General features: G+C 64.0%; 4 protein-coding genes. All 4 read left to right on the forward strand.

Annotated elements, in window-relative coordinates; all coding sequences use genetic code 11:
* The first annotated feature begins 23 nt into the window (after positions 1 to 23).
* Complete coding sequence (gene dnaA, locus AC07YZ_RS25220; protein WP_226490635.1) at positions 24 to 1430, forward strand: chromosomal replication initiator protein DnaA; 1407 nt, start codon at positions 24 to 26, stop codon at positions 1428 to 1430.
* 192 nt (positions 1431 to 1622) lie between these two features.
* Complete coding sequence (dnaN, locus tag AC07YZ_RS25225; protein WP_226490636.1) at positions 1623 to 2729, forward strand: DNA polymerase III subunit beta; 1107 nt, start codon at positions 1623 to 1625, stop codon at positions 2727 to 2729.
* A gap of 179 nt (positions 2730 to 2908) precedes the next feature.
* Positions 2909 to 5542, forward strand: a complete 2634-nt coding sequence (gene gyrB, locus AC07YZ_RS25230; RefSeq protein ID WP_494796771.1) for a DNA topoisomerase (ATP-hydrolyzing) subunit B — start codon at positions 2909 to 2911, stop codon at positions 5540 to 5542.
* 342 nt (positions 5543 to 5884) lie between these two features.
* The coding region (locus AC07YZ_RS25235; RefSeq protein ID WP_494796772.1) for a transposase at positions 5885 to 6972 on the forward strand (1088 nt) is incomplete at its 3' end.

The following is a 6972-nucleotide window of genomic DNA, read 5'->3' on the forward strand; positions in this document are numbered from 1 at the left end:
ACAGCGCAACCGCCATCTCCAGCATGATCGAGGGCACACCCCCAGCCACCCTGTCCACCGACGTCCAGTCCCTCTGGCAGACCTGCGTGGACCGGCTGGCCCGGGAAATCCCCGAACAGCAGTTCAACACCTGGATCCGCCCGCTCTCGGGCATGGTGTCCGAAGACGGAGCCAAGGTGGTGGTGGCGGTGGGCAACCGCTTCAAACTCGACTGGATCCGGGCCCAGTACGCGGCCCGCATCACCGCGCTGCTGGAGGCCGTTCAAGGCTCTCCTGTGACGCTGGAGTTGGCGCTTGCTCCGCGCGAAGGCCCCAGCCGCACGTCGCCGGCGCCGCGGACGGTGCAGGAACAGGTGCTGGCCGAGCTGCCCGATCTGGCGCCCACCGAGGCCGTGAGCCCCAACGCCCCCAAGACCCGGCTCAACCCGGCGCTGACGTTCGGCACCCTGGTCGAAGGTTCGGCCAACCGCATGGCGCGCGCCGCCGCCATGCACGTGGCCGGCAGCCTGGGCCAGCTCTACAACCCGCTGTTCATCTACGGCGGCGTCGGCCTGGGCAAGACCCACCTGGTGCACGCCATCGGCAACCATTTGCTGGCCGACCGTCCACAGGCCAAAGTTCTCTACATCCACGCCGAGCAGTTTGTGTCGGATGTGGTCAAGGCTTATCAGCGCAAGACCTTCGACGAATTCAAGGAGCGTTACCACTCGCTGGACCTGCTGCTGATCGACGACGTGCAGTTCTTCGCCAACAAGGAGCGCACACAGGAAGAGTTCTTCAACGCCTTCGAGGCCTTGCTGGCGCGCAAGTCGCACATCGTCCTGACCAGCGACACCTACCCCAAGGGCCTGGCCGACATCCACGAGCGCCTGGTTTCGCGCTTCGATTCGGGCCTCACGGTCGCCATCGAGCCGCCCGAGCTGGAAATGCGCGTGGCGATCCTGATCAACAAGGCCGCGGTGGAAAACGCCGTGATGCCCGAGGAAGTGGCGTTTTTCGTGGCCAAGAACGTGCGCTCCAACGTGCGCGAGCTCGAAGGCGCGCTGCGCAAGATCCTGGCCTACAGCCGCTTCAACCAGAAGGAAATCTCGATCCAGCTCGCGCGCGACGCGCTCAAGGACCTGCTGTCGATCCAGAACCGGCAGATCAGCGTGGAGAACATCCAGAAGACCGTGGCCGACTATTACAAGATCAAGGTCGCGGACATGTATTCCAAGAAGCGGCCGGCCAGCATCGCCCGCCCGCGCCAGATCGCCATGTTCCTGGCCAAGGAGCTGACCCAGAAAAGCCTGCCCGAAATCGGCGAGCTGTTTGGCGGACGCGACCACACCACGGTGCTGCATGCGGTGCGCAAGATCGGCGCCGAACGGCAGCAGAACACCGAGCTCAACCAGCAATTGCACGTGCTGGAACAGACCCTCAAGGGATGAGCCCCGTGATGCCCGGCCCGGTCCAACGCACCCCCTGCCACAGGGCGCCGCGCATGCGCGGAACGTTTTGCCGTCTGCGTTTGCAAAACGGCGAAAATAGAATGGTTTGGCCCCCGGCCGGCTTTCACGGGACGCCACCAGAGAGCGCCAACGGCGAGCGCACCCAGCCAACCAGAGACGAAAGAGTCTGACATGATCGTTTTGAAATCGACCCAGGACAAAGTATTGGCTGCACTGCAGTCGGTCGCGGGCATCGTGGAACGCCGCCACACCCTGCCGATCCTGGCCAACGTGCTGCTGCGCAAGACCGGCTCGGCCGTGCAGCTGACCACCAGCGACCTGGAGATCCAGATCCGCACCACGGCGCAGCTCGACGGCGACGACGGCAATTTCGCGACCACCCTGGGCGCGCGCAAGCTGATCGACATCCTGCGCACCATGCCGGCCGACCAGTCGGTCAGCCTGGAGTCCAGCGCCGGCAAGCTGGTCCTGAAAGGCGGCAAGAGCCGCTTCACGCTGCAGAGCATGCCGGCCGAGGATTTCCCGCTGGTGCAGGAATCGGCCAGTTTCGGCCCGGTGTTCAGCGTGCCGCAGAAGACGCTGAAGAGCCTGCTGGGCCAGGTGTCGTTCGCCATGGCGGTGCACGACATCCGTTATTACCTCAACGGCATTCTGTTCGTGGCCGAGGGCCAGCAGCTCAGCCTGGTGGCGACCGACGGCCACCGCCTGGCGTTCGCCAGCGCCACGCTGGACGTGGAGGTGCCGAAACAGGAAGTGATCCTGCCGCGCAAGACGGTGCTGGAGCTGCAGCGCCTGCTCTCCGACAAGGAAGGCGCGATCGAGATGCAGTTCGCGGCCAACCAGGCCAGGTTCAGCTTTGACGGCATGGAGTTCGTCACCAAACTGGTCGAGGGCAAGTTCCCCGACTACAACCGCGTGATCCCGAAGAACCACAAGAACATCGTCACCCTGGGCCGCGCGCCGCTGCTGGCCTCGCTGCAGCGCACCGCGATCATGACGAGCGAGAAGTTCAAGGGTGTGCGCCTGAACATCGAGCCCGGCGTGCTGCGTGTGGCGTCGAGCAACGCCGAGCAGGAAGAGGCCGTGGACGAACTCGACATCGACTACGGCGGCGACACGATCGAGATCGGTTTCAACGTGACCTACCTGATCGACGCGCTGCAGAACATGTCACAGGAAATGGTTCGCATCGAACTGTCCGACGGCAACAGCTCGGCGCTGATCACCAACCCCGATGACAACGCCTTCAAATACGTTGTCATGCCGATGAGGATTTGACCCCCCGGAACATGGACGCCCCCTGCAGCGCCTGCGGCGCTACCCCCCACTGGGGGGCGCCAGCAGCGGACCGGCAAAGCCGGATCCATGCTGGCCTGGACGGGAGCCCGTCATGCCGCCACCTTTGTCCGACCCGCACTTTGCGGGTTTGGCGTTTCTAGAAGTCAGAGAGATTCACCATGTCCGAAGCCAACCAGCCCGCAGAACCCGGAACCGATGCCGTCCACACCGGTGAGGCAGGGTCCGCCAGCTCCAACTTCCAGCCCACCATCGACGCCCACCAGGCCGGTGCGAGCGAAGGCTATGGCGAAGGCGCGATCCAGATCCTGGAAGGCCTGGAAGCGGTGCGCAAGCGGCCTGGCATGTACATCGGCGACACCTCCGACGGCACCGGCCTGCACCACCTGGTGTTCGAGGTGGTCGACAACTCGATCGACGAGGCCCTGGCCGGCCACTGCGACGACATCGTGGTCACCATCCACAGCGACAACTCGATCTCCGTGGTGGACAACGGCCGCGGCATCCCCACCGGCGTGAAGATGGACGACAAGCACGAGCCCAAGCGCTCGGCCGCCGAGATCGCGCTGACCGAGCTGCACGCCGGCGGCAAGTTCAACCAGAACTCGTACAAGGTCTCGGGCGGCCTGCACGGCGTGGGCGTGTCCTGCGTGAACGCCCTGAGCCAGTGGCTGCGCCTGACCGTGCGCCGTGAGGGCAAGGTGCACCAGATCGAGTTCGCGCGCGGCTTCGTGCAGAACCGCATCGTCGAGCAGAACGCCGACGGCATCGAGATCTCGCCGATGAAGGTGAGCGGCGACACCGAGAAGCGCGGCACCGAGGTGCACTTCCTGCCCGACTACGAAATCTTCCGCGAGAACGCCGACTTCCACTACGAAATCCTCAGCAAGCGCCTGCGCGAGTTGAGCTTCCTGAACAACGGCGTGCGCATCCGCCTGAAAGACGAGCGCAGCGGCAAGGAAGACGACTTCTCCGGCGCCGGTGGCGTCAAGGGTTTCGTCGACTTCATCAACAAGGGCAAGACGGTCCTGCACCCCAACGTGTTCCACGCGCTGGGCGACCGCGCGAGCGACCAGGGCACCAACATCGGCGTCGAGGTGGCCATGCAGTGGAACAGCGGCTACAACGAGCAGGTGCTGTGCTTCACCAACAACATCCCGCAGCGCGACGGCGGCACCCACCTGACCGGCCTGCGCGCGGCGATGACGCGCGTGATCAACAAGTACATCGAAGAAAACGAGTTCGCCAAGAAGGCCAAGGTGGAAGTCACCGGCGACGACATGCGCGAAGGCCTGTGCTGCGTGCTCAGCGTGAAGGTGCCCGAGCCCAAGTTCAGCAGCCAGACCAAGGACAAGCTGGTGTCCAGCGAGGTGCGCGGCCCGGTGGAAGACATCGTCAGCCGCCTGCTCAGCGACTACCTGCAGGAGCGCCCGAACGACGCCAAGATCATCTGCGGCAAGATCGTCGAGGCCGCCCGCGCCCGCGAGGCCGCGCGCAAGGCGCGCGAGATGACGCGCCGCAAAGGCGTGCTCGACGGCATGGGCCTGCCCGGCAAGCTGGCCGACTGCCAGGAGAAGGACCCGGCACTCTGCGAGATCTACATCGTCGAGGGCGACTCCGCCGGTGGCTCCGCCAAGCAGGGCCGCGACCGGAAGTTCCAGGCCATCCTGCCGCTGCGCGGCAAGATCCTGAACGTGGAAAAGGCGCGCTACGAAAAGCTGCTCACCTCCAACGAAATCCTCACCCTCATCACCGCCCTGGGCACCGGCATCGGCAAGGCCGGCGTTGAAGGCGGCAACGGTGGCACCGGCGCGGACGACTTCAACGTCGCCAAGCTGCGCTACCACCGCATCATCATCATGACCGACGCCGACGTGGACGGCGCGCACATCCGCACCCTGCTGCTGACCTTCTTCTACCGCCAGATGCCCGAGCTGGTGGAGCGCGGCCACATCTACATCGCGCAGCCGCCGCTCTACAAGGTGAAGGCCGGCAAGGAAGAGCTGTACCTGAAAGACGCCCCGGCGCTCGACGGCTTTCTGCTGCGCATCGCCCTGAAGGACGCGAAAGTGGCCACCGGCGGCGCCACCAACACGGTGCTCGAAGGCGACACCCTGGGCGAACTCGCGCGCAAGCACCAGGTGGCCGAGAGCGTGATCGCCCGCCTGTCCAACTTCATGGACGCCGAGGCCCTGCGCGCCATCGCCGACGGCGTGAGCATCAACCTCGACAGCGTGGAACAGGCCGAGACCAGCGCCATCGCGCTGCAGGACAAGCTGCGCGAACTCACCACCACCGGCGTGCCCGCCGAAGTGACGGCCGAGTTCGACGCCCGCAGCGACAAACCGGTGCTGCGCATCAGCCGCCGCCACCACGGCAACATCAAGAGCAGCGTGCTCACGCAGGACTTCGTGCACGGCGCCGACTACGCCGCCCTGGCCATCGCGGCCGAGACCTTCCGCGGCCTGCTTGGCGACGGCGCCAAGGTCATGCGCGGCGAAGGCGACAAACAGAAGGAAGAGAAAGTGGCGGACTTCCGCGTCGCCATGCGCTGGCTCATCAGCGAAGCCGAGCGCACCACCAGCCGCCAGCGCTACAAAGGCCTGGGCGAGATGAACCCCGCCCAGCTCTGGGAAACCACCATGGACCCGACCGTGCGCCGCCTGCTGCGCGTGCAGATCGACGACGCGATCGAAGCCGACCGCGTGTTCACCATGCTGATGGGCGACGAGGTGGAACCACGGCGCGATTTCATCGAGACCAACGCCTTGCGGGCGGGAAATATCGACGTGTGATTGCTGTCGGGTGACAGGGAAAGTGAAAACTTTGCCAAGTTGGTGAAAAACTACTGACAGAGTTATTGCAAAAGGGCCGGCTGCGTCCCGCAGGCTCCTAAAGAGCCGGCATAGACTGGGCTACGGGAAATCCTGGTGCGGTGGCCTTGATGGTTCTGCAGATACACGAGCGCCCCTCTTGGTCCTCTTTGTTGCCAAATCTGCCGTTACCTAGTCGCTACTAGAGGCCCTGTGCCCAGCGATTGGATGGCAGTGAAAGGCTAATTGTGTTGAAAAACTCCGCTGAGGCCTGTTTCTGGCCCATGGTTTGCATGCGCTTCGTCATCGACGGAGGTGCACACCATGATGGGTCAGACGGCTTCGCAGGATCAGCTCTTCTACGCTTTCAACCTCACTGATCACGTTCCGCGCGATCACTTGCTGCGCGGGATTGATCGCTTTCTTGACCTCGGTGAACTGCGCCAACACCTGGCCCCGTTCTACAGCCACACCGGCCGACCATCGATTGATCCTGAACTGTTGGTTCGAATGCTGGTGGTGGGTTACTGCATGGGCATCCGCTCCGAGCGGCGGCTGTGTGAGGAGGTCCATCTCAATCTGGCCTACCGATGGTTCTGCCGGCTCGGCCTTGAAGACCGGGTGCCAGACCACTCCACCTTCTCAAAGCATCGCCATGGACGCTTTCGCCAAAGCGATGCTTTGCGCTTCGTGTTCGAGAGCGTGCTCAAGCGTTGCATGACCGAAGGCCTGGTCCGTGGTGAGGGCTTCGCCATCGACGCCAGCGTCATCAAGGCCGATGCCAATCGGGCACGCGGTGTTCCAGGAGCCGAAGTGATCGATTGGCGCCAGGGCAGCCAGTGCAGTCGCGCGGTTCGCGAATACCTCGATGCACTCGAAGAGAGCAACCCGACGCCAGAAGACTCGCCCGCTGATCAACCAGAACCACCGACGCCGCCCAAGAACATATCGTTGACCGACCCTGCTGCTCGCTGGACGGCGGCCACAGGTGGACCGGCATTCTTTGCGTACTCAACCAACTACCTGATCGACCTGTCCGCAGGAATCATCGTGGACGTGGAGGCAACGCCAGCACACCGCACCCAAGAGGTCGATTCGACGCGCACCATGATTGATCGGGTCGAACAGCGCATGCACCTCAAGCCGCGTCGACTGGTGGGAGACACCGCCTACGGCGCAGCGCCGATGCTGGCGTGGATGGTCGACGACAAGGGCATTGAGCCTCACGTCCCGGTGTGGGACAAGACGGGTCGCCATGACGATAGCTTCTCGGTGGGTGACTTCACCTGGCATGATGACCGCAATGAATACAACTGCCCCGAAGGCAAGCCATTAAGGAGTGAGTGGCGGCAGTTCAAGAATCCGCGCAGCCGCATCACCAAGGCGGACACCGTCATCTATCGAGCAAGCCA

The organism is Hydrogenophaga sp. GW101-3F08 (assembly GCF_059424585.1).

Bases quoted from the DNA above. Each gene is read 5' to 3' on its own strand.
- dnaA (WP_226490635.1), top strand. From the start codon at position 24: ATGATCGAGGGCACACCCCCAGCCACCCTGTCCACCGACGTCCAGTCC.
- dnaN (WP_226490636.1), top strand. From the start codon at position 1,623: ATGATCGTTTTGAAATCGACCCAGGACAAAGTATTGGCTGCACTGCAG.
- gyrB (WP_494796771.1), top strand. From the start codon at position 2,909: ATGTCCGAAGCCAACCAGCCCGCAGAACCCGGAACCGATGCCGTCCAC.